The 22,060-nt window shown below is 70.9% G+C and carries 22 protein-coding genes; 16 read left to right on the top strand and 6 right to left on the bottom strand.

What is annotated here, in order from left to right; genetic code table 11:
• The first annotated feature begins 103 nt into the window (after positions 1 to 103).
• From ACFY3N_RS26760 to ACFY3N_RS26750, 3 genes are read left to right on the top strand one after another with little or no spacing between them, the layout of a single operon-like run.
• Positions 104 to 475: an ATP-binding protein gene (locus ACFY3N_RS26760; protein WP_390819281.1), complete on the top strand. Its 372-nt coding sequence runs from the start codon at positions 104 to 106 to the stop codon at positions 473 to 475.
• Entirely contained in the window at positions 462 to 1,586 is a 1,125-nt protein-coding gene (locus ACFY3N_RS26755; protein ID WP_390819280.1) for an adenosylhomocysteinase, read from the top strand. Before ACFY3N_RS26760 ends, ACFY3N_RS26755 begins: the two co-directional genes overlap by 14 nt.
• A gap of 10 nt (positions 1,587 to 1,596) precedes the next feature.
• Positions 1,597 to 1,992 carry an NUDIX domain-containing protein gene (locus ACFY3N_RS26750; protein WP_390819279.1) on the top strand — a complete coding sequence of 132 codons (396 nt, stop codon included), beginning with the start codon at positions 1,597 to 1,599 and terminating at the stop codon, positions 1,990 to 1,992.
• Positions 1,993 to 2,066: 74 nt separating this feature from the next.
• Here ACFY3N_RS26750 and ACFY3N_RS26745 read toward each other — a convergent pair whose 3' ends face one another.
• The 4 genes from ACFY3N_RS26745 to ACFY3N_RS26730 all read right to left on the bottom strand — a co-directional run bounded on the left by ACFY3N_RS26745 (position 2,067) and on the right by ACFY3N_RS26730 (position 6,835).
• Complete coding sequence (locus tag ACFY3N_RS26745) at positions 2,067 to 2,888, bottom strand: hypothetical protein (protein ID WP_390819278.1); 822 nt, start codon at positions 2,886 to 2,888, stop codon at positions 2,067 to 2,069.
• A 295-nt stretch (positions 2,889 to 3,183) separates the two neighbouring features.
• Positions 3,184 to 4,248, bottom strand: a complete 1,065-nt coding sequence (locus ACFY3N_RS26740) for a hypothetical protein (protein WP_390819277.1) — start codon at positions 4,246 to 4,248, stop codon at positions 3,184 to 3,186.
• A gap of 1,235 nt (positions 4,249 to 5,483) precedes the next feature.
• A complete protein-coding gene (locus ACFY3N_RS26735; RefSeq protein WP_302000680.1) occupies positions 5,484 to 5,810 on the bottom strand; it encodes a helix-turn-helix transcriptional regulator in 327 nt (108 codons plus the stop codon).
• Positions 5,807 to 6,835, bottom strand: coding sequence for a tyrosine-type recombinase/integrase (locus tag ACFY3N_RS26730; RefSeq protein WP_390819303.1), 1,029 nt, complete (start codon positions 6,833 to 6,835; stop codon positions 5,807 to 5,809). Before ACFY3N_RS26730 ends, ACFY3N_RS26735 begins: the two co-directional genes overlap by 4 nt.
• A gap of 232 nt (positions 6,836 to 7,067) precedes the next feature.
• Between ACFY3N_RS26730 and ACFY3N_RS26725 the strand changes: the two genes are divergently transcribed.
• A complete protein-coding gene (locus ACFY3N_RS26725; RefSeq protein WP_390819276.1) occupies positions 7,068 to 7,289 on the top strand; it encodes a hypothetical protein in 222 nt (73 codons plus the stop codon).
• Positions 7,290 to 7,440: 151 nt separating this feature from the next.
• Here ACFY3N_RS26725 and ACFY3N_RS26720 read toward each other — a convergent pair whose 3' ends face one another.
• Complete coding sequence (locus tag ACFY3N_RS26720; RefSeq protein ID WP_390819302.1) at positions 7,441 to 7,521, bottom strand: hypothetical protein; 81 nt, start codon at positions 7,519 to 7,521, stop codon at positions 7,441 to 7,443.
• Between the two features lie 130 nt (positions 7,522 to 7,651).
• Between ACFY3N_RS26720 and ACFY3N_RS26715 the strand changes: the two genes are divergently transcribed.
• The 6 genes from ACFY3N_RS26715 to ACFY3N_RS26690 all read left to right on the top strand — a co-directional run bounded on the left by ACFY3N_RS26715 (position 7,652) and on the right by ACFY3N_RS26690 (position 13,574).
• Complete coding sequence (locus tag ACFY3N_RS26715; protein ID WP_390819301.1) at positions 7,652 to 9,712, top strand: restriction endonuclease; 2,061 nt, start codon at positions 7,652 to 7,654, stop codon at positions 9,710 to 9,712.
• Positions 9,713 to 10,025: 313 nt separating this feature from the next.
• On the top strand, positions 10,026 to 10,793 hold the full coding sequence (locus tag ACFY3N_RS26710; RefSeq protein WP_390819275.1) for an enoyl-CoA hydratase/isomerase family protein: 768 nt from the start codon (positions 10,026 to 10,028) through the stop codon (positions 10,791 to 10,793).
• Positions 10,794 to 10,961: 168 nt separating this feature from the next.
• On the top strand, positions 10,962 to 11,570 hold the full coding sequence (locus ACFY3N_RS26705; RefSeq protein WP_390819274.1) for an ATP-binding protein: 609 nt from the start codon (positions 10,962 to 10,964) through the stop codon (positions 11,568 to 11,570).
• Between the two features lie 61 nt (positions 11,571 to 11,631).
• Positions 11,632 to 12,546, top strand: coding sequence for a MerR family transcriptional regulator (locus ACFY3N_RS26700; RefSeq protein WP_390819273.1), 915 nt, complete (start codon positions 11,632 to 11,634; stop codon positions 12,544 to 12,546).
• A gap of 49 nt (positions 12,547 to 12,595) precedes the next feature.
• Entirely contained in the window at positions 12,596 to 12,808 is a 213-nt protein-coding gene (locus ACFY3N_RS26695) for an EF-hand domain-containing protein (RefSeq protein ID WP_390819272.1), read from the top strand.
• 40 nt (positions 12,809 to 12,848) lie between these two features.
• Positions 12,849 to 13,574, top strand: a complete 726-nt coding sequence (locus ACFY3N_RS26690) for an NADPH-dependent F420 reductase (RefSeq protein ID WP_390819271.1) — start codon at positions 12,849 to 12,851, stop codon at positions 13,572 to 13,574.
• Here the strand turns inward: ACFY3N_RS26690 and ACFY3N_RS26685 are convergent.
• Positions 13,571 to 14,128: a glycoside hydrolase family 25 protein gene (locus tag ACFY3N_RS26685; protein ID WP_390819270.1), complete on the bottom strand. Its 558-nt coding sequence runs from the start codon at positions 14,126 to 14,128 to the stop codon at positions 13,571 to 13,573. The genes ACFY3N_RS26690 and ACFY3N_RS26685 overlap by 4 nt on opposite strands.
• A 256-nt stretch (positions 14,129 to 14,384) precedes the next feature.
• Between ACFY3N_RS26685 and ACFY3N_RS26680 the strand changes: the two genes are divergently transcribed.
• The 6 genes from ACFY3N_RS26680 (at position 14,385) to ACFY3N_RS26655 (ending at position 22,056) form a co-directional block, all read left to right on the top strand.
• Positions 14,385 to 15,011, top strand: a complete 627-nt coding sequence (locus ACFY3N_RS26680; RefSeq protein WP_390819269.1) for a hypothetical protein — start codon at positions 14,385 to 14,387, stop codon at positions 15,009 to 15,011.
• Entirely contained in the window at positions 15,008 to 15,562 is a 555-nt protein-coding gene (locus ACFY3N_RS26675) for a YkgJ family cysteine cluster protein (RefSeq protein ID WP_390819268.1), read from the top strand. Before ACFY3N_RS26680 ends, ACFY3N_RS26675 begins: the two co-directional genes overlap by 4 nt.
• Positions 15,559 to 16,623: a sugar-binding transcriptional regulator gene (locus ACFY3N_RS26670; RefSeq protein WP_390819267.1), complete on the top strand. Its 1,065-nt coding sequence runs from the start codon at positions 15,559 to 15,561 to the stop codon at positions 16,621 to 16,623. The genes ACFY3N_RS26675 and ACFY3N_RS26670 overlap by 4 nt, the downstream gene beginning before the upstream one ends.
• Positions 16,624 to 16,631: 8 nt before the next feature.
• A complete protein-coding gene (locus tag ACFY3N_RS26665; RefSeq protein ID WP_390819266.1) occupies positions 16,632 to 17,291 on the top strand; it encodes a type VII secretion system-associated protein in 660 nt (219 codons plus the stop codon).
• Complete coding sequence (locus ACFY3N_RS26660) at positions 17,288 to 20,749, top strand: hypothetical protein (protein ID WP_390819265.1); 3,462 nt, start codon at positions 17,288 to 17,290, stop codon at positions 20,747 to 20,749. The genes ACFY3N_RS26665 and ACFY3N_RS26660 overlap by 4 nt, the downstream gene beginning before the upstream one ends.
• A gap of 62 nt (positions 20,750 to 20,811) precedes the next feature.
• Positions 20,812 to 22,056, top strand: coding sequence for a hypothetical protein (locus ACFY3N_RS26655; RefSeq protein WP_390819264.1), 1,245 nt, complete (start codon positions 20,812 to 20,814; stop codon positions 22,054 to 22,056).
• Positions 22,057 to 22,060 lie beyond the last annotated feature (4 nt).

The following is a 22,060-nucleotide window of genomic DNA, read 5'->3' as shown; positions in this document are numbered from 1 at the left end:
GTGAATAGTGGTACGGTTTGCCGGACCGTACACCACTGGACCAAGGCGGTGGCTCACCGTGCCTCTGTCACGACAACGTCGATTTCCGCGGGTGCGCCGCTCCGTGCCCGCCGCGCGCACGTTCGCTCTCGAAACGCTTATGGAGTGGGGCTACCGGGACCGGCAGGACGATGTGCGTCTCTGTGTGTCGGAGCTGGCGACCGACGCCCTGCTGCACGGAGCCCCGCCAGGGCGCGAATTCTCCCTGGGGCTGACCGGCGACGGACCCCTCGTCCGCGTCGAGGTGCGTGACAGCGGCGGCGGGAGCCCGCAGGTGAGGGACGCGGAGGCGGACGACTGCGGAGGCAGAGGACTTCACCTCGTCATGGCCCTCGCCGATGACTTCGGCGTGACACCGCACCATCCCGGAAAAACCGTCTGGGCGGTGCTCAAGATGGACTCCGTAAACATGGAGGACAGTGATGGAAGCAACTGAGCACGCGCGACTCAACGCCTACTTCGGGCGTATCGCCTCCCGCTTCGTTCCGGTCGAAAGGCCGGCCTCTGTGCTGATCACGCATCTGCTGCCCGAGCGTCCGGCGTTCGTCCGCGGCGTGGCGGAGGTGACGGAGCTCCGGGCGGTGCTGCCCAAACCCAAGTCCGTGCACGCCGAGGCCATGGGACTGGTCGAGAGCAGCGGGTACGTGTGCGACAGGCTGTCGCGGGAGCTGTTCGCCGAGCCTGATCGTGCCGTGCGGTACATCGAGGCGAGGGCGGCAGGGTTGCGTGTCGTCCTGCTCGACGTGGGTGGCTACTTCGCGCCGTCCCTTCACGCACTGTGCGAACGCTTCTCCGGGAGCATCATTGGCGTGGTCGAGGACACCGAGAACGGCCATCGTCGATACGCCGACCTGGGCAAGCTTCCCTGCCCGGTTGTTTCGGTGGCCCGCTCACCCCTGAAAGATCCGGAAGACTTCCTGGTCGGGCAGTCCGTCGTGTTCTCGACCGAGGCACTCCTGCGCAGCCGCGGTGACATCCTGCACGGCCGTACCGCACTCGTCATCGGGTTCGGGAAGCTGGGCTCGAGTATCGCGCGTCTGCTGCATGCGAAGGGCGTTCGCGTCACGGTCTACGACATCGACCCCGTACGGCGCACGCAGGCCCTCTCCCAGGGCTTCGCGGTGGTGCACGCGCTGGAGAAGGGACTTGAGGACGCGGGGCTGGTCCTGTGCGCCAGTGGCGCGCTTTCGCTCCGGAGCGAGAATTTCGGGCGGCTGCGCAACGGTGCGTACATCGCCACTGTGACCAGCAGCGAGGACGAACTCGAGCTGGCGGGGGTGAACGACGTGTATGAGCGGACTCACGTCGGACAGCACATCACTCGCTATTCGACGACCGGGCACTACTTCTACCTCTTGAACGGCGGAAACGCTGTCAACTTCCTGCACGGAGCCAGTGTCGGACCGTTCATCTTCCTCGTGCAGGGCGAGATTATCGCCGCCTCCGCCGTGCTCGCGGGTGGCGGGCTGGAACCGGGCATGCACGAACTCGGCGCGGCCGACCGGGCTGCCATCGCTGTCACATGGCTCGACTACTTCAACAAGTGAGGAGACCCCCATGCCCGTCACGGCCGGCCACATCCGCGCGACCCTCGACGACTACCTCGCTGCGTACCCGGAGGAGAAAGAGCGACTGACCATCCTTTCCGAACTGCTGGACGAGTCCGCGGACCTCGTCAGCCGCAAGGAGCTCCGTGGCCATGTGACCGCCGGTGCGGTTCTCGGCGACACCGAGGGCCGAGTGCTCCACGTCCGCCACCGCGCTCTGAACCGTTGGCTCCTGCCAGGTGGACACGTCGAGGCCGAGGACGGCAGCCTGCTCGCGGCCGCGCAGCGGGAACTGGTCGAGGAGACCGGTATTCCGGCGTCGGCTGTCGCCCCGGTCGGGCATCGGCCGGACTGGGGAAGAGCCGGTGTTCCAACCCTGCAGTATTCGAGGGGCGAGGTGACGTGATCGACTCTGTAGTCCTGTCCGGCTTCCGCAGGCAAGTGAGGGAGGCCGTCGGGAAGGGGCGCCGATGCATGGAGCTAGGCCAAGACGTCGATGCGTCCAGCACACGCTTTCAGGATGGCGTGCAGGTTCTTACGCGTCGAGGCAGCGTCCGTGGGACCGGCGGCTTCGATCTCAGCCAGCACCTCTCTCTCCAACTCGTCCACCTCACCCTTGGTAAGGAGCGGCAGCCCGAACAGGCGGTAGCCGCTGTCTACGGTGGTACAGAGGTCGAGCTTGAGAGTGTGCCAACTCTGGTGAGCCGCCATCTGCTTATCAGCGTGCTTTGCGCCCGTCGCCTGACGGCTGCGTCGCCAGCGCCGCCAATCCATCAGTCCGCTCGCCGGCTTGTCCCGCCTTTTCGCATCATCGAGCTCGTCCATTACCCAAAGCAGAGCCTGCACGTCAATACAAGTCTGCGTGCAGAGCTTCCGTGCCCGCGCAAAAGTCTTATGCGTGACCACAACCATGGTGACCATGAGAGTCAAGACCGTAGAAATAAGCGGCGCCGGATAGGTAGCGATAAAGCGTGCACCAAGGAACGCCCCGACTGCGCCAATACCAGCCGCGTTGGCGACGGTGCGAAAGAATGTGGCTCGCCCAATACGACTGGGGAGCCGCGCAAAGGTGTAGTCCTTCGGCTCAGCCCACCGCACGATCAATGGAAGCATGAGGTAGATCAGGCCCAGCGATGTTGCGGCAGTGCGGTAGTTGCCCGCATGGGCCGCTCCGACGGCAGCCATGAAAACAACATGGGCAGGTCCCGCCAGGAATAGGATCAGGAAGAAGACCACCCAGACATATCTCTCATACCCCGCACGAAGTGGGTCCTCATCCACAAACCGCTTCCAGGCCGGCATACCGCTGACTGTGATAACCCAGCCAGCGAGAAATAGAACCCAACCGAGACGCCGATTTGGGCCGCCATAAAGAGAGTTCCCATACCCGATCATCGAGAAGCCCACAGGAACTAGAGCAAGTTTCCAGCGGGCAAGCACGCGACCGACACTCCATTGTGAAGATGCCATAGACCAGATCATGCAGGCACACGCTGAACGCTGGGCGCGATTTGAGGAAGACCTGAGAGTGCAACGCCACACTCGCACACGCACTCGGAATAGTTCGTTTGGCTGGAGAAGGGACCAGATGCCTGCACTAATCGTGGAGCGCGAGGTAGTCGGTCCAGTTCTGTTGGGCGAACTTGGCCCACTGGAAGGTCGTGGCGGCCGAGAGGCCGAAGAGGTCGCTGACCACGATCGGCGGCAGCTCGGTGATGGCGGTGATCATTGCCGTGTTGCGTGCCGCACGGGTGGGGAGATCGTGGTTCCGCAGCCGTTTGATGAGGTGGCCGGCGCTCAGGGGGCGACCTGCGTGTCGACCAGGGAGAAGGTAGTCGGGTTCGGAGGACGCGCGGGGCTTGAGCATCGAGCTGGCCTGCGGGCTGGCTATGTGGGCCTTGATGAGCCGGGCCAGCGTCGGAGGCAGCAGTACAGGGTGGCGATCGATGGTGAGGAAAGCACCGGCGTCGTTCAGTTGGAACTGGGAGGTGGTGATCTCTTTGATGCGCGAGATGGGGAGTGCGTAGAGGCGGATCAGGGCTCCCACGATGCGGAGCTCTCGGGGCACAGCCTCGTCTGTGAGGCATCTCCGCAGCTGTTGCTGGTGCTCGTCGTCCGTCTGGAAGTTCGCAGGGAATCCCTTGCGGGCGAGTTGTGTATCGAGCGGTCGGGTCAGTTTTCGCTTCGTGAGCCATCGGACGAAGGAGTGGACGGCTTGCCGTCGGGTGGGGTTCTGCGTGAGCCACAGATCCAGATCCTCTTGGTGCAGGTCCGCGAGGGTGAGCTGGTGCTGGTCGAGCCAGTTCAGCAAGCGGATTGCGGCTCGGATGTTGCCACGGTCGGCCTTCGCGGCGCCGGGAGTGTAGCGTCCGCGCTCCGCTCGGCGGCGTGCGTCCTTGATGACGTGCCATTCCGCGAAGGGGCTGACGATCCGGGACTGGTGTGGGGGCAGGGCTTCGAGGGTGGTTTTCGCCCAGAGCTCGAGCCGGGCGAAGGTCTCGTGGCGTTCGGGGAGGGCTCCGGTCATGACGAGGTGGTGCCGGACGTTGCGTGTGACCGTGGTCTGAGGCAGCCGGTCGAGGAGCCCATGACTGATCTCGGTGTACTCCGTGGTGAGTTCGTCGAGGAGTGCAGCCGCGGCGCTGATCCGCAGCCAGCTCATGACCGACCAGGGCTTCTCCGCCTGGGTGAGCGCGTCGGCAAGGGGCTGGAACGGTGGGGCGATCGTGCCATCGGGTCCGGCGAGAAGGTGGGTGACTCGGTCGGTGATAGCACAACGGGTGCATCGGCCGTTGGCGTAGATGTCTCCGGGGTAGTCACATTGTCTGCAGGTCGTGTGCAGGTCAGGGCGTCCGCTGCAGGGGCCGCAGAGGTCCCCGCCCTCCGAGGTGCGTCCCGCGGCTATACGGGTGTTGCCGCATTCGACGCAGGTTCGGGGGTTGCGTCGGCGGTGGTGGTAGCAGGTGCTGCAGAGGGCGCCGACCGGGTAGGTCGCGGTCACAGGCTTGGACTTGCCGCAGTCAGCGCAGGTCCTTGGCGTCCGTGGCTGGCAGCTGTGGCAGAGGAAGGTGCCGCCTCTGCGAACAGCGCCTCGGCGTTGATGGCCGCACGCCTCACATGTCGCGATGTGGTGGCGCGAGCACGGCTCGCAAATGTCGGGGCTCGTGTCCGTGGCGCGGATCTTGATGGTGGTGGTCTGTCCGCAGATGCCGCATGGTCGCGTCGGCCGTTCGTAGCAGCGGGGGCAGATCGGGCCGGCGTCTGTGATGGTGCTGGCGCGGGCGACGGTGCCGCAGTGGATGCAGGAGCGTTTGGGGCGGGGGCTGCAGGAGGAACAGAGGTTCGTGCCGTCCGGGCGTCGGCTGGTGGGGCGAAGTCGCTGGCAGCGGTCGCACTGACGGTGGTTGGCGGGGTCCTTCTGGAAGCAGGAGCGGCAGACCGGGCCGTCTGCCGTACGGCTGTGGATGTGCGTTTGACGTTCGCATCGGGTGCACTGCTGAAGGCGGTCACGTTCGACGCACCAGTTGCAGAGACGCCCGACAGGCGAGTTGCGAGGCAACGGGTCATCGGTGCGTCCGCAGCGTGCGCAGGCGAGCCTGGTGACGGCGAAGCCTGCCGCGGCCAGTTCCAGCAGGAGCCTGGGAAGAGCTGCCGGGCTGTGAGATATCGGTGCGGTGAGCGCGTCAGGGTGTTCGGCCAGGTGGGCGACCAGAGCTCGGGCGGGCCGAGGCTCCCAGGCGTTGGCTGCTTCCAGGATGCGCTGAGCGTCGCTGAAGGTGAGTTGTGATCCGGCAACGGCCTGGACGTGGCGTACCAAGTCGGCTCTGTAGCCTGCCAGTTCGGCTCGGCTGCGACGCACCCGAGCGTTGGCCCGGCTGGGCCGGCTCACTGGGGCGCTCACGTGCCCGGGCGGCGGACGACCGTCCGGCGCGGTTGCGTGGGCGGGGCGACGTCGGAGTCACCACCAGCGGTCTTGCGGACCTGAACGTTGACGACTTCGGGCTTGATGAGGTCGTTGGGTGTGCAGTCGAGGATGTCGCAGAGGGCTACCAGGGTGTCCATGCTCATGCGCTGCGGGGCTTGAGTGACCAGGCGGTAGACCTGTTCGCGCGAGAGCTGGATGCCGCGTTCGGCGAGCAGGGGAACCAGGTCGGTGGTCTGGAACATGCCGCGTTCGGCCATCAGCTGACGCAGCTGCCAGTGGTATCCCATCTTCTTGATCACGCGGTCACGTCCCAGACGTCGCCTAGTCGGTTCTTCAACGCCGCCTCCAGCAGGTTGTTGCGGTACTCGTTCGACACTCCCATATAGATCGCCGTCGTGGATGCGTGAGAGTGCCCGACCTGCTCTTGGACGAATCGTGCCGGATATCCGAACTCGGTGAGATGGGTGATGTAGCTGTGGCGAAGGCAGTGCAGGTCCAGATCGGGATCCAGCCCGGCCGCCTCGCGTGCGGCGGTGAAGGCGGAGTTGATCGACCGAGGCGACAGGCGCCCCGAACGTTCGGTGACCCACAGCGCCGGGTGGCGTCCCGGGACCAGGCGCGGGCGTATCTCGGTCTGCCAGTGCTTGAGGACCTCGACCACCCAGTCCATCTCCGGGACGGTCAGGACCATGCGCCGCTTCGGCGGAGCACCTTTCGACGACTTGCCGAAGCGCACCATCATGGAACCGAAGTTCCCGAAGTCCGGCGCTTGTCTGTTGCGCCGCATGTCCACGAGGTCCAGACGCGACGCTTCGGTTCGCCGTATGCCGAAGGCGTAGACGGTCTTGATGACGGCCGCGTCCCGCATCGCTGTCAGGGCGCCCTTGCGTCCCTGTCCGCGGATCTTGGACGGCAGGGCGTCAGCGGCGTCGAACAGGGCCTGGAGCTCGTCGTAGGTCAGCGGCCGGCGCCGAGGGTCTCCCTCGTACTCGACCGTGTGCATCACCGAGTTACCTTCGTGGAAGACCTCTTGAGGCACCTCGCCGAACCGCTCTTCGCAGACCTTGAGCCAGTCGTAGCGACTGTCCCTCAGGTACTCGACGAAGAGGCTGATGATGACTTCGTAGCCGCGGGCGGTCGACATCTGGATCGGCGTCTGGCCGCTGCGCAAGTCTGCGATGAATGCCTCGCCCTCCGCTGGCGTCCATTGCCACGGGTAGAGCCCGGTGAACTCCTCGAACCGCTCGATCAGCCGCCGCCGCGGATCGATCGTCGAACTCTTCAGGAAGCGAGCCGACTGCTGCCTCGCCCACCCATCGAGCATGGCCTTGAACACCGCGGCCGCCGGGTCCAGATGGGCCACGTTCCGGGCGAGGACAAGGGAGGCCGAACCCGGCGCTGTCGCACTCACGCCGCTGTTGTATCAGGCGCAACATTGTTGAATCAATACACGGCGCCCCAGGTCAAGGTCATGCGGACTCAGCCGCCCCCCGTTCCATCGACGCGCTGGAGCAGCCAGAATGACATCCTCACCACCGGACGGAATGTTGCATCAGATGCAACTCATCCCGTTTGTGCACATCGATGTTCATCCCATCCCCGCCAACCCCGGCAAGGGCGAGCCGGCCCACCGGCATGTCGACTTCCGGTTCGTCTTCCGTACCTCGGCCGAAGCCGTCGAGCTGCAGACCGAGGAGGTCACGGCCGCCGCATGGCGGTACGCCGACACCATCGAGGACGAGGTGCTGCGCCGACGCGTCATTGAAGCCCTGCGCTGACACGGGTCTGCGTGCAGTGAGCGGCTGAAGGTACAGGTCGTGTTCGGGTCCCCCTGCACCCGGGCAGGAGTCCACTTCGGCTGGCGCTTCCACGTGGCGCGGTCACCGTGGAGTCCATACTCGTAGGAGACGGGCAAGCGTGTCACAGTGCTCACTCGAAGCCTTCTCGGGTGATCTCGGCCGCGAGGACACTCTGCCGGCCTTCCTTGGTGTCCCACCCGCAGCGGTACATCATCCACGGAGACGACTGAGCAGGTCCCTTTTGCTGAGCGGATATGCGAGATCGTCCTCGCTGGATAGAGTCGCCCCGTTACACATGGTTGTGGGGACAACCGGATTGCCACGGGGAGGGCATGCAGCATATGAGTCGTCGTTCTCAGGGCTTGGTCGGCGTCTGGGCTGAGATGCAGAGGCAGCAGCAGCGCCAGGTGGAGGCCGACGCCAGGCGACGGAGACAAGAAGCGCAGCAAGCGCGTGCCTACCAGCGGCGAGCCGCCCAGAGCCACCGCGAGTACATGCAGGCAGAGGCGCTACGTCGTACGGAAGAACTGGACGCACAGGTTGCGTCGCTGCAAGGTCTCCTCGCCTCGGGTTGCCGGGCTCCGGCTTTCCGCGCCTCCTCCCTCATGCGTCCTGAAGAGGTCCAGCCGTTCGCCCCGGGGCCACTGGCGCAGCCCGTGACCATGCCGAACTTCGATCACTACCAAGCGCAGAGCGGATGGACTGCCGGTCGCCGAGCACAGGCGCAGGCCGAAGCCCGGGCGCGCTTCGAGCGGGACTGGCACGCGGCCCAGGCGGCCGAGGCGCAACGGCAGCAACAGTTGGCGGCGTACCAGCGGGAGTACCAGCAGTGGGCTGATGCCCAGCTGGCCGAGGTGCGGCGGCACAACGCCAACATCGTCGAGCTGACCGAGGGAGTGAGACGCCGCGATCCCGACGCTGTGGTCGAGTACTTCTCCGCTGCCCTCTACGCGTCGACCGCGTGGCCGGAGGGTTTCCCACGCCAGGTGGCGGCGGCCTACGACTCGGCAGCCGGACAGTTGGTGCTGGATTGGGAGCTGCCCGCTTACAGCATCGCCCCTGAGGCCAAATCCGTTCGGTACATGTACGCGGCGGACCAGTACAAGGAGAGTCCCCGGCCGGTAAACCAGCGTCGGGCTCTTTACCGGGAGGTCCTCGCACAGTGCATGTTGCTCGTCCTGCACGAACTCTTCGCCGCGGATGAACCGGGTGCGCTCGAGTCAGTGACCTTGAACGGATTCGTGGATGGGCACGACCCTACGACGGGCCGACCGGGTCACATCTACCTGGCGACCGTCATGGTTCCGCGCTCGACGTTCCGCGATCTGCACTTGGCGCAGGTGGACGCCTGCAGTTGCCTGGCCGACGCACTGCGCGGGCAGCTCTCGGCTCGTCCCGACCAACTCACTCCGGTACGGCCGAGCCGCCGGCCGCAGGAGGTCGGGAACCGTGTCGTCACGCACGGAAGTGACGAGGAACCCGACCTGTACGAGATGGATCCGATCGCCTTCGAGAACCTGGTTGCCGATCTCTTCCGGGCCATGGGAATGCAGGCCGTCACCACCCAACGCTCGAGCGACGGCGGGGTGGACGTCGACGCACTCGATCCGACGCCCATCCGAGGCGGCAAAATCGTCGTGCAGGTGAAGCGCTACCGCAACACCGTGCCGCCCACCGCTGTACGTGACTTGTACGGGACCGTACAGGACGCCGGCGCCAACAAGGGCGTCCTCGTGACGACGTCACGGTTCGGCCCTGGCTCACACACCTTCGCCAACGGCAAGCCGCTGGAACTGATCTCGGGACCCGAACTCGTCGACCTGTTGCATCGGCATGGGCTCCGTGGACGCCTGGGCGACGGTGTCCGTCAATCCGCTGCGCAGCCGACGCCGACGGTCCCGGACACTCGCCTGCCCGACGACTACAACGTCCTGGGCATGTCGTGGACCGGAAGCGTCGCCCTGGACGTGTGCGCTCTCGTCTGCCACGGCAACCACGTCCTCAGCGACGATCACTTCGTCTTCTTCAACAACCCACAGACACCGGACGGCTCCGTGCGCGCCCTTCCCGCCACCGCACCCGACAAAGCCGCGATCTGTGTCTCCTTCGACGCGCTGCCGGACGAGGCCGACCGCTTCGTACTCGTGGCCGCCATCGACCCGGAGGTCAACCCGGACGCCGACCTCTCGGGCTTCACGGACGCGTGCATCCGCCTGCTCGACCCGAGGCTGGCCGAGCTGGGACAACTGGAGGTCTCCGACGGCCGGTCAGGCGAAACCGCGTTGGTGCTCGGCTCCTTCCGTCGCAGGTCGAACGGGGACTGGGACTTCGTCCTGGGCGGCAGGGGTTACACGGGCGGCCTGGAGGAGCTTGTTCAGGATTTCGGCATCGAGGTGGAGTAGAACCAGGGCTCAGGGTTCCTATCCCGCTGCCGCACCGCCGGAAAGTGGCCATCCCGGGCCGCCACCAGGCCGATCCCGGAGGAGTATGCCTGGTGGGAGGTGATCCTGGAGTCCGTGTGAAGGGCTCCGATCCGCTGTTCGGGTTCTGCCGCTGGATCAGGGTGATCACACCGCTTCACGCGCGCCGTCGAATCACCGTGACGGAATCGAGGACGAGACCGTGCGTGGTGGCGCAAGGCCCACTGCGGCCCGGTGGAGGTCGGCCGGGCGGCCCGCGGTACCCCCGGGTGTGAACGACCGCTAACCTGCGGGCATGACCGTACATCTCGAAGTCTCCGAAGGCGTCGGCACGCTGCGGCTGGACCGGCCGCCCATGAACGCGCTGGACATCGCCACGCAGGACCGGTTGAAGGAGCTCGCCGAGGAGGCCGCGCGGCGCGAGGACGTGCGTGCCGTGGTGATCCACGGCGGCGAGAAGGTGTTCGCGGCGGGCGCGGACATCAAGGAGATGCAGGCCATGGACCACGCGGCCATGGTCCTGCGCGCCCGCGCCCTCCAGGACTCCTTCACGGCCGTGGCCCGCATCCCCAAGCCGGTCGTGGCCGCCGTCACCGGCTACGCGCTCGGCGGCGGGTGCGAGCTGGCGCTCTGCGCCGACTACCGCATCGCCGGGGAGAACGCCAAGCTGGGCCAGCCCGAGATCCTGCTCGGCCTGATCCCGGGCGCGGGCGGCACCCAGCGGCTGTCCCGGCTGATCGGCCCCTCCAAGGCCAAGGACCTGATCTTCACGGGACGCCAGGTGCGGGCCGACGAGGCGCTGGCGCTCGGCCTGGTGGACCGGGTGGTGCCCGCCGGGGAGGTCTACGCGCAGGCGCACGCGTGGGCCGCGAAGCTGGCCCAGGGACCGGCGATCGCGCTGCGCGCGGCGAAGGAGTCGATCGACACCGGTCTCGAGACGGACATCGACACCGGTCTCGCCGTCGAACGGAACTGGTTCGCGGGCCTGTTCGCCACCGAGGACCGCGAGCGGGGGATGCGCAGCTTCGTGGAGGAGGGGCCGGGCAAGGCAAAGTTCATGTGAAAACTCGTGCGATGCCTTGCAATTGACACGATGTCTGATCCGGGTCCCTCGATGGGGCGGTTTATGGGAGCCTTGGTGCACCCTTAAGCCCTTCATGTCGAGGGAGCCCGTCGATTGCCTGAGCGTGAGCCGTTTCACCAGGTCGGGCGGGCATTCGAGGACTCCGAAGTGCCATCGGCACATGCCGACGGGCCCTTGTCGGGCCGGGGTCCACGGGGGGCGTGTTCCCCCGGAACGGCCCCCGGGGCATCCCCGGACGGCCATGATGGGGGCATGGCGGGGCTGGAGGGCATGGAACAGCCGCGGGGAGACGGACGTGCGACCGCGTCGCGCTGGTCGCCGACGGTAGAGGACGAACGCGCCCTGAAGGCGCTGGAGTTGTACGGCAACCCGACGGAGGCGGAAGTTCCGCTGCCGTCCCGCCCCGAGTCCGCCGCCACCGCCCGCCGGATCGTCCAGGTGATCGTCCTGCGGGAGTGGGGCCTCGCCGCCAGGACCGCCGAGGACGCCGTCCTGCTCGTCTCCGAACTGGTCGGCAACGCCGTACGGCACACCGGCGCGCGGGTCTTCGGCCTCCGCATGCGCCGCCGGCGCGGCTGGATCCGGATCGAGGTCCGCGACCCGTCCCGCGGACTGCCCTGTCTCCTGCCGGTCCAGGAGACGGACACCAGCGGCCGGGGCCTCTTCCTCGTCGACACGCTCGCCGACCGCTGGGGCGTCGACCTGCTGCCCCGCGGCAAGACCACCTGGTTCGAGATCCGCGTGACGGACCGCTGAGGGGCCCCGGGGGCCCGCGTGGCTTGAGTCTCCACCCACTGGAAGGCCCAGACTCCCGGACATGACCGACGACGGCACCGGACTTCTCACCATCGGCGGGCTCGCCCGGGCCACCGGACTGCCCGTACGCACCATCCGTTACTGGTCCGACGAGGGCGCCCTGCCCCCGGCGGCCCGTTCGGCGGGCGGGTACCGGCTCTACGACGCCGGCTCCGTCGCCCGCCTGGAGCTGGTCCGCACCCTGCGCGAGCTGGGTCTCGGCCTCGCCGACGTCCGCCGGGTGCTGACCGGCGAGACGACGGTCGCGCAGGTCGCGGCGGCGCACGTGGCCGCACTGGACGCGCAGATCCGGTCGCTGAGGGTGACCCGCGCGGTGCTGTCGACCGTGGCACGACGCGGCTCGACCGCGGAGGAGACGACGCTCATGAACAAGCTGGCCCGACTGTCGACGGCCGGGCGCAGGCGCATCATCGAGGACTTCATGGCGGAGGTCTTCGACGGCATCGACACGGCGGACCCCGACATCCGCCGCCGTCTGCGCTTCGCCGCGGCCGACCTGCCCGAGGACCCCACCCCCGAGCAGGTGGACGCCTGGGTGGAGCTGGCCGAGCTGATCCGGGACCCGGAGTTCCGGGCGACGATGCGCAGGATGATCGAGTTCAACGCGGCGGACCGGGGGCCGGACGTCCCCTCCGGCGGCTCCCTGTGGTTCATGAGCCGGCTCGTGCGGCTCGCGGGCGGAGCGATCGAGGACGGCGTCGCCCCCGGCTCGCCCCGCGCCGCGGACGTCCTGCGCGAGCTGATCGGCGACGCCGACCCGGCCGCCGTACTGGAACGCCTCGCGGCGGCGGCGAACGTACGCCTCGCCCGCTACCGCGCGCTCTCCGCGATCGTGAACGGCCTGGAGCCGCCGTCCTCCTTCGAGGAGGAGTTCGGGTGGGTGGTCGCCGCACTGGAGTCCCGGGCGGCCGGATAATCTGGCCTGCGTCAGTACGACGGCACAGCACGAGATGAGGGGCGGATCGGTGGCGGACATCGAGGAAGCGCGCAAGCAGTTCGAGCGGATCGATACGGACGGGGACGGGTTCATCACCGCTGCCGAGTTCAAGGCCGCCCTGGCCCAGGGCGGGGACTGGAACGTCACCGAGTCGGTCGCCGAGGCCGTGATCGGGTCCCGGGACCTGAACGGCGACAAGGTCCTGTCCTTCGACGAGTTCTGGGTGCACCTGAGCAAGTAGGTCCGGAATAGCCAGCCCGGTCCGGGGGTTGACGCCGGTCATGGCGGTTCCCAGGAGGGAACCGGAGCGGACATCGATCCCCGGAAGGGCGAGGCGAGCGGACATGAGGATCGGCATCATCGGCGCGGGCAACATCGGGGGCAATCTCACGCGGCGGCTCACCGCCCTCGGCCACGACGTCTCCGTCGCCAATTCCCGCGGGCCCCACACGCTCACGGAGCTGGCCGAGGAGACCGGCGCGACCCCGGTACGGGTCGAGGAGGCGGCGCGCGGCGCCGAGATCGTCGTCGTCGCCGTCCCGCTGAAGGCCGTACCGGACCTGCCGTCCGGCCTGCTCGACGAGGCCGCCGACGGCGTGGCCGTGATCGACACCGGCAACTACTACCCGCGGCAGCGCGACGGCAGGATCGCGGGCATCGAGGACGAGGGCATCACCGAGAGCCGCTGGACCGAACGGCAGATCGGCCACCCCGTGATCAAGGCCTTCAACGGCACGTACGCCCAGGACATCCTGGACCGCCACCGCCCCGCCGGCGACCCCGACCGGCCGGCCCTGCCCGTCGCCGGCGACGACGAGGCGGCCAAGCGCAAGGTCCGGGCCCTGATCGAGGAGCTCGGCTTCGACACCGTCGACGCGGGCGGCATCGACGACTCCTGGCGCCAGCAGCCCGACACCCCCGTCTACGGCCTGCGCGCGGGCACCGAGGTCGTCACCAGGGCCCTCGCCGAGGCGTCGCCGGAGCGCAAGCCGGAGTTCCGGGGTTAGGCGTCCTCGGCCCACTCCCTCAGCGCCGACCTGCTGGAGAAGTCCGCGACGTTCTTGTCCAGCGGGTCGTCGGTGTACTGGTGGAAACGCCACCTCGCCTTGATGCGGGGCTTTCCGGCGGTGACGTAGTCGGCGATCCAGAGGCCGTCGCCCGCGTAGGACGTCGTATCGACGTTCAGCCAGAAATCCCGGTTGGTGTAGAGGATCACCCGGTGGTGCGGCCGCAGTCTCCGCACCTTGCGGAGGAAGCGGTCCTTCTCCGCGTTGCTCGCCCGCGTCCCCTCGCCCGTCGTCTCCCAGTCGACCGCGAGGATGTCGCCCCGCTTCTCCGGGGTCCTGCCCACGAAGTGCTCCGCCTGGTCCGTGAGGTCGCCCGGCCAGAGGAAGTGGTAGAAGCCGACGACCAGACCGGCGTCGCGGGCCCGCTCCGTCTGGGCCGGGAGCTTGGGGTTGGTGTACGAACGGCCCTCCGTCGCCTTGATGAAGACGAAGGACAGGCCGTCGGTGTCGTACGAGGCCGGCTGGTACGAACTCACGTCGATGCCACGCAGCATGCGCGCTCCCTGGAGTGCTTGTGGGGAGGGGAGTCGGATGATTCATTCCCCACCGTGACACCGGCGACCCTCCCAAGGCGGGGGAACCTCGGCATCTCGGGCGGCCGCGCTCCGGCCGTGGTGGTTTCGGAGGTCACTCCGACCACCTGTGTCACTTCGAAGTCGCTTTCCCGTCATGTATTAATCATCTTGTACGGTTCAACTACGCAGATGGAGGGTGCGTGTTGGCGCCCGGGCAGTAGGTGGATGGAGCGACGTGTTGTTAAACGACGGCGCGCTGGGTGAGCGCGCCGACTGGCATGCCTCCCGAACGGAGGCGCTCTGCACCCGCGGGCCCCGCTTCGTCACGGGCGCGGACATCGTCCGCATCTCCCGCGCCCTCGCCCTGGAGCCGTGGCACCTGACGCAGACCGCGCCCGCGGCGGCCGACGATCCGACCGGGATCGTCACGGACGGCGGACGGCGACGGGTGAACCTCAGGCCGGCGAACGGCCCGCAGGGCTGCCTCTTCCTCCTGCGCACCGCGGGCGGGCTCGGCCACTGCGGACTCGGCGAGCTCGCCCCCCTGTCGTGCCGGGCGTTCCCCGCGCGTCTGGGGGACGGCGCCGACCCGGCCGGAGCCGGGAACCGCCCCGCGCGGCCCTCCGGCGGGACGCGCCGGTGGACCGAGGACGACCTCGACCAGGAACTGCTGGCGGAGGCCAGACGCGACTGGGCGGCGGACCGCGACCACTGGTTCGAGGTGGTCGAGCGATGGAACGCGCTGGCCGGGGATCCCGACTCCGACGGCGAGTCCGGCATCCGTGACTTCCAGCGCTACCTCCTGGAGGCGTACGCCGTCCGCGAGGCGGGGACGGCACGGCACGGGGAGGGGACGCCGTGAACGGAAGCGGAGTCAATGTCGCGGGGTGCGCGAGCTGCACGGGTGACTGCTGCCGCAGGTACAAGGTCGGCGTGACCGCCGCGGACGTCCGCAGGGTCGCGGCCGGGACGTCCCTGCACCCCGAGGAGTTCGTCACCCTGCTCGAGGACGACACGGGTTTCCGGCTGCGCCCCGGCGGGCCGACCCTCGACCTCTATCTCGTGCGCAGACCGGGGAGCGGCGGCTGCGTGTTCCTGATGGAGCTCGACGCGGGAAAGGCCCGCTGCGGCGTGTACGCCCACCGCCCCCTGGTGTGCAGCAACTTCCCGACCACCCTCGAACGCGGTGCGGTGGGGATCCGCCAGGACACCGTCTGCGGACCGGACGCGTGGAACCTCGCCGCGATGGACCTGGCCACGTACCGGCGCGACCTGGAACGCAACCGGGAGGCGTGGGCGGAGCACCGGCGGCTGACCCGGAAGTGGAACACCGCCGTCGGGAGGGACGGCGGGGAGAGAACGCCCCGGGAGCTCTACGACTTCCTCCTCGCCGCGGAGCGGACCGACCGATGAAGACGCACAGGCACGACCTGGCCGGGGCCGGACCCGGTGGGCCGGCGGCTCCGGCCGCACCGGTCGACGAACTCCTCGCCGCCGCCGTCGCCCGCCGCTTCTACCTGGAGCAGCGGTCGAAGGTGGAGATCGCCAAGGAGCTCGGCATCAGCCGGTTCAAGGTGGCCCGCCTCCTCGACGCGGCCGTGGCCCACGACATCGTGCGGATCGACATCACCGTCCCGGCCGAGATCGACGTCCCGCTCGGGCGGGCGCTGACCGAACGGTTCGGGCTCCGGCACGGCATCGTCGTCACCCTGGGCCGCGGCGAAGGCGGTGCGGCGGCGCCGGCGGACCAGCGGCAGACCGACCGCTGGCTCGGCACGGCGGCGGCCCGGCTGATCTCGGAGATCGCCGAGGAGGGCGACGTCCTCGGGCTGGACGGCAGCCACCCGGTGGACGCGCTCAGCGAGGCGGTCACGCGGCTGCCGCTCTGCGACGTGGTCCAGCTGACCGGGGTGCACGGGCGGGACCTCGCCCATGACGCCGCGATCACCGCGGTCCTCCGTACGGCCGCGGCGGGCGGGGGCCGGGCGTACCCGCTGCACACCCCGTTCCTGCTCCCCGACGCCGTGACGGCCGCCGTGCTGCGCAGCCAGCCCGCCACCGCCGAGACGCTGGACCGGTTCGGCCTGGTCACCAAGGCCGTCGTCGGAGTCGCGGAGTGGGACGCCCCGCACTCCACGGTGTACGACGCCCTGTCCGAGCGGGAGCGGGAAACGCTCCGGGAGGCGGGAGCGTGCGCCGAGATGGCCGGCCATGTCCTGGACGCCGCGGGCCGGGTGCTCCCCACCGAGCTGAACGCCCGCACGATCGCCGTCAGCGCCGCCGAACTCCGTGGTGTCGCGGAGCTGATCGGCGTCACGGCCGGTGGCCGCGGCACCGGGGCGGTCCGCGCCGCGCTGAGGTCCGGACTGCTCACCGGAGTCGTCACGGACGCCACGACCGCGCGCCGCCTCCTCCGGCACGACGACCCGGACGACCTGGCACGGACCGCACCGTCGTCCCGATCCACCGAATGAGGACAGCGATGAGCCAGCAGGACGAGGCGCTTCCGCCCGTTCCGGACGACATCCGCGAGGCGGGCCGCCTCGCCCCGGACCACTGGCTGGGGGTGGTCGATCCGATGTGGTCCGGGGAGGGGAAGCCCCCGGAGTGGGCGATGACCGGCCGGTGGCGGTCCGGCCTCGACGGCGAGATCGTCGAGTGGGAGGACAACCCCGGGTACCGGCCGTCCCCGCGTGCGCTCGGCTGGCCCGAACCGGAGGACGAGGTGGACCGCGCCGTCCAGCTCGCGTCGACCGGATACGGGCCCGGCGAGGCGGTGCCGGCCGCGCTGGCGGGGCGCGAGGTGGCCGTGCTGACGGCACCGGGCGGCGGTCCGCTGAGCGCGGCGGCGCCGGACGGGACGCCGGTCGTGCCGGTGTTCACCTCGTCGGTGTTCCTGCACACCGCGGGGCGCTTCGCCTTCGAACTCGTCGGCGTCGACGACCTGGTGACCCGCGTCCCCGAGGGACACGTGCTGTACCTGAACCCCTCGGCCGCGGTGAGCATGCTGCTGGACCCCGACGCCGTGCGCGACGCGGTCCGGGGCGGCGCGGGGGAGCGGCCCCCCGCCGCCGCGCCCGCGGGCCGCACCGCGCGGGTGCTGACCGAGGCCGTTCACCCGGTGCGGGGGACGGACGCGTGAGCCGCTGGTCCTCCGTGATGCCGGGCCGGGGGCGCAGGTCCGGCTCCGGTACGGGCCGCCGCGGCACGGCGGGCCCGGCAGGCGGCGCGAGCGGCACCGGGAACCGGAACGCCGGTGGCCCGCCGGTCGAGGACGTCGACGGCGTGCTGCTGGTGCGCGCGGTCGACGACGACTCGTTCCCGCTGGACGTCGTGGCCGAGGTGGCGGGCGCCGTCGGGCGGGAGGAGGACGTCGTCACGGTGATCGTGGGCTCCGCCGCCGGGGGCGGGGCGCCCGACGCCGACCACTGGGCACGGCTGGGCGCGCTGCTCGACTCCCTCCGCGCGCGGGGCACCGACCGGGTCCGGCTCGTGATGTCCGGCGCCGGTGACGACCGGCCGGACCGGCCCAGCGTCGCCCGCAGGATCGCGGACGCCTGGGAACTGGAGGTGACGGCTCCGGACGGGGCCGTGCTGATCACGCCCGGGGGCGCGCTCTTCGTCCACGGCGACTCCCGCCCCGGCTGCGCGTGGTGGCGCTTCACGCCCGGCGCGGAGCCCCGGAAGGTGGGCCGGCGGGCGCCGGCGCCCGCCTGGGAGGAGGCGCTGGAGGGGGTGCCCGCGCGCACGGCCGGCGGCTGTGTCGTGGACCGGGTCCCGGCGGGCGTGGTGATCCGCCCGGCCGAGGCGCCCGGACCCGCCCCCGACGACCTGTGCTTCTCCGTGCCCGTCGACTTCGAGCGCCTGACGGTGCTGGTCGGGGCCCCGCAGGCGGAGGACGTCGCCGCCGACGAGGTCGCCGCCGTCCTCGCGGGGCTGCCGGAGGCGGAGCGCGCCCGCACCCGGCTCGCCCCCGGCGGCCGGCGTGACCTGCTGCGGCTCGGGCAGTCGGTCGCCGACCTGCTGGGCACCGAGGTGGAGGTGCTCACCGGGCTGCCGCTGCTCGACGACCACGCACCGCCCGGAACGCCTCCCCGGCCGACGCTCGTCGGGCTGGACGGGCGGCCGAGCTGGCGGCCGTTCGTGTCGTCCGTGGTCTGCGGGCCGGTCGACTCGGAGGGACGGGCTCCCGTACCCAGGCCGACGGAGCTCCACCCGCCCGACTGGATCCTCGGCGGCAGCGAACGGGGGACGGTACGGCTGACGGACCGCTGGCAGGCGACGGTGACCCGGGCCGGTCTCGCCCTGTGGGCGCCGGACGGCCCCCGTCCCGGGCCGCTCGGACCGGCCGTCGACCCGGAGGTGTGCGCCATCGAACTGGGCATGCCGGGGCAGCCGTTGGACGACACCCTGCTGCCCGCGCTCGCCCACCTCGTGCGCGGCCTCGGAACCGACGTCCGGTCGCGCGCCACCCTGCTGGTCCGCGGCAGACTCCTGGCGGGCGACGGCGCCCTGCGCCGCCTGGCCGCCGAACACGGCATACCGAACATCCGCTACGTCACCACCGCCCGGCCCCCGTGGTCCGGCACGGCGGCCGGCCGGCCGGGGACGGCGGCGGGGCCCGGGCGTGTCCCCCCGCCCGGCCGTGTCCCCCCGCCCGGGCGGGGGGCCCACGGGCCCGGTCCGGCTGCCGCGCCGCCCGCGGCCGGACCAGGCACGGGCGTCGTCGGCCCGTCGGCCGCCAGGCCCGGTCAGGTCCTGCCGACCGTCTCCCACGGTCCCGGTGCAGCCCCTGCCCCGCCTGCCGCCGGGACGGGCCGCGGGCCCGGCAGGGCCGGCGCCGGCCCGCAGGCCGGCGGGCCCGGCAGGGCTGTGCCGCCCGGTGCGCCGGGCCGGGAGCCCGGCACGGACGCCGGTGGTCCGTCGGCCACCGGGTCCGGTGAGGCGTCGTCGGCCGGTACGTCAAGTCAGGAGTCCGGCCGGGCTGTCGCCGGCCCGCGGGCCGGCGAGGCCGGTGCGGCTGTGAGTGGTCCGCCGGCCGCCGGGCCCGGTGCCGGGGTGACCCGACCCGACGGTGTGGCCGCCACCGATCCGCAGGCTGCCGAGCCCGGGGTACCGGTGCCCCCGCCTGCCGCGTCCCCGGACGGACCCGGGGGCGGTGGGGCGGCCGAAGCGAACGGGCCTTCGGCCGCCGGGGCCGTTGCGTCCCCGGATGCCCACATCGATGCCGAGGCTCCCGGCCGGCCGGTCGCCGGTGCCGGAGGAGCGGCGGGGACACCGGGAGCCCTCCGTGAGGGCGGGCTCGCCCCGTCGTCGGATTCCCCTCCGGTCGGTGGTGTCGCCGGTGCCGGGGGAGAGGCGGGGACGTCGCAGGGAGTCCTCCGTGGGGGCGGGTCCGTTCCGTCGTCGGATTCCCCTCCGGTCGGCGGTGCCGCCGGTGCCGGGGGAGCGGCGGGGACGCCGCCGGGGACCTCGTCGGAGGACGCCGGACCGGAGGAAGCGGAGCCCGGGGTGTCCGTGCCCCCCGCGTCCTCGGAGCCCCGTCCCAAGGGGCGGCCCGCCGCGTCGCCGGAGACCGGAGCCGGAGCCGGAGCCGGCGCCGGGGGCGAGCGGAGGGCTTCCGGGCCAGGCGCGGCGCCGGACGGCGGAGCGGGTCCGGGGGCCGCGGGGCCTTTGTCCGCCTCCTCGGCCGGGGCGCACCCCGGAGCCGGCGGAGCGGGGCGCGCCGCCGGTGAGCGGGGCGGCCCGGGGCCGGACGGCGGCCGGACCGGGCGTGCCGAGGCGGGGAGCGGGCCGCGGAGCCGGAGCGGTGAGGCACCCGCCCCGAACCGTGTCGCCCTTCCGTTCGTGCCCGGACACGTCAGCGGGGCCGCCGAGCGTGCCGCGTTCCGGGACGCGGCGGGCGGTGCCTGGGAGGGGCACGCCGCCGCCGTGTCGCGGGTGCTCACCCGGATGCCCGCCCTGCGCGGTCACGAACTGGAGGCGGCGCGGACCGATCTCATCGCCGCGCACGCCTACCTCACCGCCGAGGAGGGGCCGCTGCACCACCGCGAGCTGATCCGGGACCTGCACAGCGGCGAGGGACGCCTGCTGCCCTACGCCGGCTGTCTGGCGTCCGCTCTGCGCCGGCTGCCCTCCTACCGGGGCGTGGCCCTGCGCGGCGGGGACGCCGACGGCCCCGAACCGGCGGTCGGCACGCTGCTGCAGGACCCCGCCCCGGTCAGCGCCCTGGCCGGGTCCTCGGCGCTCCCCGCCGGGGGCCCCGTGCGCTACGCCATCTGGTCCGTCACCGGACGCAAGGCACGGCAACTGCTGGACCGGCCGGGCGGTTCCACGGAGGCGTACGAGGAGATCGTCTTCGTGCCGGGGACCGGCTTCCGCGTGCTGGGGGTACGGACCGCGCCCGCGGGCCCCTCCGTCGTCCTGCTGCGTGAGCTCCCCGGGAACGCGACCGCCTACATGGACGGGTCGCAGGAACTGAGCGGGCTGGACCTCAAGGCCCTCACGCACCTCGAGGAGGCGCTGGCCAAGGGCTTCCGCGCCGGTGACGACCCGCTCTGGCCGGACCGCTGTTCCGGGCCCGTGGGCCAGGACGGATAGCGGGCGGGGCCGCGCCGCACGACCACCCATCACCCCACAGTCCCCACAGATCGAGGAGAACGATGGCAAGTCAGAAGAAGCCGCCCGCTCCCGACGGGCCCGACGGCACGGGCGGTTCGTCCGTCCGCCGGGCCGTCTCCCTCGGGTCGGCGGCGGCCGACCCGGGCCCGATGCTGGCACCGGCCGCGCGGCGCACGGCCGCACCGGAGCCGGGCGAGGGCGCGGCCGGGGGAGCCGAGACGACACGACCGGCCCCGGACACCGCCGAGAGCGGAACCACCCCCGAGCAGCCCGCCGCCGCGACCGCCACGGCCGAGGAGCCGGCCGCGACGGCCGCCGCGCCGGTCGCGGCCGCCTCGAAGGAGCGGTCGGAAGCGGAGAGCGAGGGCGCCGCCGAAGCGGCCGCCGCCGTCCGGGGCGTCCCGGACGCCGCAGCCGGCGGGGCCGGCGGAACCGCCGCTGCCGCCGGTGCGGACGGACCGCCGTCCGGGAACCCGAAGAAGCCCCTGCTCGCCGCCGCCGGCATCGCGGGCGTCGTCCTCCTCGCCGTGCCGCTGCTGATCTGGGCCACGGACGACTCGCGGCAGAAGAAGGACAACGTGGCGGTGGCCGCCGGGTCCGACACGCTGCTGGAGGAGGAGCCCCTGGAGGTGCCGAAGGGCGACTACGCCCCGGCGGAGCCCACCCCGGAGCCCTCCACGAAGAAGCCGTCCGCCGAGCCGAAACCCGTCGTCGAGAAGGCGCCCCCGGTGGTGAGTTCGGCGGCCCCGGTCAGCGAGTCGCCCAAGGCGACGGAGAAGAAGAAGACGGAGAAGGCGGAGCCCCGGATCGAGGAGCGCGAGGCTCCCAAGCTCCCGCCGAACACCGCTGCCTACGCCGTCCAGCGGCTGGCCGCGTCGAACCCCGGCCGGCACATCTGCTACCGGGTCCACAGGAAGGGGGCCGGCTGGACGACCCCGAGGTGCGACGGGGCCATGTCGGGCCAGGGGCTGCCGATCACGGCCATCAACATCGCGGTGGTCGGCGCCACGAAGGTGTCCGCCAACGAGTTCGTCCAGAAGGACGGCTGGACGACCGCGTGGTCGAGTGCGGCCGACGGGACGGATCTGACGCTGGGCAGCGACGCCCCGAACGCGCCGAACCTCAGCGGCTACGCCATCGGCGTCGCGGACGGCAACGTCTGCCACCACCACAAGCTCGGCGGGCACGACTGGGGCGCCTATCTGTGCGAGTCGTCCGAGGGCTGGAGGTTCGGCGGGTCGCTGGATCCGAACGTGTGGCTGGAGAGCGTCAAGTTCAACGTCTGAGGGA

Origin of the sequence: Streptomyces sp. NPDC000348 (assembly GCF_042898795.1) — a bacterium.
Taxonomy (GTDB): domain Bacteria; phylum Actinomycetota; class Actinomycetes; order Streptomycetales; family Streptomycetaceae; genus Streptomyces.
The sequence above is the reverse complement of the archived record's forward strand: the minus strand, read 5'-3'. Positions and strand labels throughout refer to the sequence as shown.

Bases quoted from the DNA above. Each gene is read 5' to 3' on its own strand.
- ACFY3N_RS26755 (WP_390819280.1), top strand. From the start codon at position 462: ATGGAAGCAACTGAGCACGCGCGACTCAACGCCTACTTCGGGCGTATC.
- ACFY3N_RS26745 (WP_390819278.1), bottom strand. From the start codon at position 2,888: ATGCCGGCCTGGAAGCGGTTTGTGGATGAGGACCCACTTCGTGCGGGG.
- ACFY3N_RS26750 (WP_390819279.1), top strand. From the start codon at position 1,597: ATGCCCGTCACGGCCGGCCACATCCGCGCGACCCTCGACGACTACCTC.
- ACFY3N_RS26740 (WP_390819277.1), bottom strand. From the start codon at position 4,248: ATGAGCTGGCTGCGGATCAGCGCCGCGGCTGCACTCCTCGACGAACTC.
- ACFY3N_RS26690 (WP_390819271.1), top strand. From the start codon at position 12,849: ATGGCGGTTCCCAGGAGGGAACCGGAGCGGACATCGATCCCCGGAAGG.
- ACFY3N_RS26700 (WP_390819273.1), top strand. From the start codon at position 11,632: ATGACCGACGACGGCACCGGACTTCTCACCATCGGCGGGCTCGCCCGG.
- ACFY3N_RS26655 (WP_390819264.1), top strand. From the start codon at position 20,812: ATGGCAAGTCAGAAGAAGCCGCCCGCTCCCGACGGGCCCGACGGCACG.
- ACFY3N_RS26685 (WP_390819270.1), bottom strand. From the start codon at position 14,128: ATGCTGCGTGGCATCGACGTGAGTTCGTACCAGCCGGCCTCGTACGAC.
- ACFY3N_RS26710 (WP_390819275.1), top strand. From the start codon at position 10,026: ATGACCGTACATCTCGAAGTCTCCGAAGGCGTCGGCACGCTGCGGCTG.
- ACFY3N_RS26665 (WP_390819266.1), top strand. From the start codon at position 16,632: ATGAGCCAGCAGGACGAGGCGCTTCCGCCCGTTCCGGACGACATCCGC.
- ACFY3N_RS26725 (WP_390819276.1), top strand. From the start codon at position 7,068: ATGCAACTCATCCCGTTTGTGCACATCGATGTTCATCCCATCCCCGCC.
- ACFY3N_RS26715 (WP_390819301.1), top strand. From the start codon at position 7,652: ATGAGTCGTCGTTCTCAGGGCTTGGTCGGCGTCTGGGCTGAGATGCAG.
- ACFY3N_RS26720 (WP_390819302.1), bottom strand. From the start codon at position 7,521: ATGTACCGCTGCGGGTGGGACACCAAGGAAGGCCGGCAGAGTGTCCTC.
- ACFY3N_RS26670 (WP_390819267.1), top strand. From the start codon at position 15,559: ATGAAGACGCACAGGCACGACCTGGCCGGGGCCGGACCCGGTGGGCCG.
- ACFY3N_RS26730 (WP_390819303.1), bottom strand. From the start codon at position 6,835: ATGCTCGATGGGTGGGCGAGGCAGCAGTCGGCTCGCTTCCTGAAGAGT.